Origin of the sequence: Henriciella aquimarina, from assembly GCF_002088975.1 — a bacterium.
GTDB lineage: Bacteria > Pseudomonadota > Alphaproteobacteria > Caulobacterales > Hyphomonadaceae > Henriciella > Henriciella aquimarina.
Map to the genome: position 1 here is coordinate 1 of NZ_NCST01000015.1, position 897 is coordinate 897.

Here is an 897-nt window from a genome sequence, read left to right on the forward strand (position 1 = left end):
ACGCTGGAGCATGAGGGCGAGACCGCCGCCCTCGTGACACCGGAAGCCGGCCTTGCCCGGCGTGTCTCCGCCCTGCTGAAACAGTGGGCCATCGACGTCGCGCCGACCTCCGGCACACCGCTCCTGCAGACCAGCGCCGGCAGCCTCGCCGCGCTCGTCATGGAATGGACGACCGACCCGACCCATCCGGTCAAGCTGCTCGCCGCGCTGAAGCATGAGCAGGTGCGCTACGACCACGATCTGGAAAGCTTCGAACGCTTCTTCCTGCGCGGGCCCCGGCGCTGGAGCGACTGGGAGAGCTTCGGCGCGCATCTCCAGCGCACCGCCGCCGACCGTGACAATGCGCGGCGCACCGGGCTTGAGCCCGAACAGGCCGCCGCCGCACGCACCATCGTCACCGATCTCGAAGCCCGTTTCGACGCCGTCGGCCTGTCCGATCCGGATGCGGCGATTTCCGGCCAGGCCTGGCTGGAAGGCATCAGCGAGATGATGGGCGAACTCGGATCGACGCCGCTGCCCTGGGCGGGCGAGGACGGCGCGGCCCTGTCGAGCGCAATGCGTGACTTTGCCGAGGTCTGCGCCAGCATGGCGCCCTCCACACCGGAGGTCTGGGCCGAGCTGTTCAAGGCCTGGTGCGCGACCCTGACCGTGCGCGGCGCGGGCGGCGAGCATCCGCGGCTTTCCATCTGGGGCCCGCTCGAAGCGCGCCTGCAGAGCGCCGACCGGCTGATCCTCGCGGGCCTCAATGAAGGCGTGTGGCCGGCCCAGCCGCCACCCGACGCTTTCCTGCCGCGCAGCTTCCGCAAGGAAATCGGCTTGAGCGACCCGGACGAACGCATCGGTCTCTCCGCGCATGACTTCGCGCAGATGGCCTGTGCCCCGCAGGTGACGCTGCTG

1 pseudogene is annotated in these 897 nt (G+C 70.2%); it reads left to right on the forward strand.

The window, feature by feature from the left end:
- Positions 1 to 897, forward strand: a pseudogene (locus B8784_RS21490) (double-strand break repair protein AddB); the annotation flags it as partial.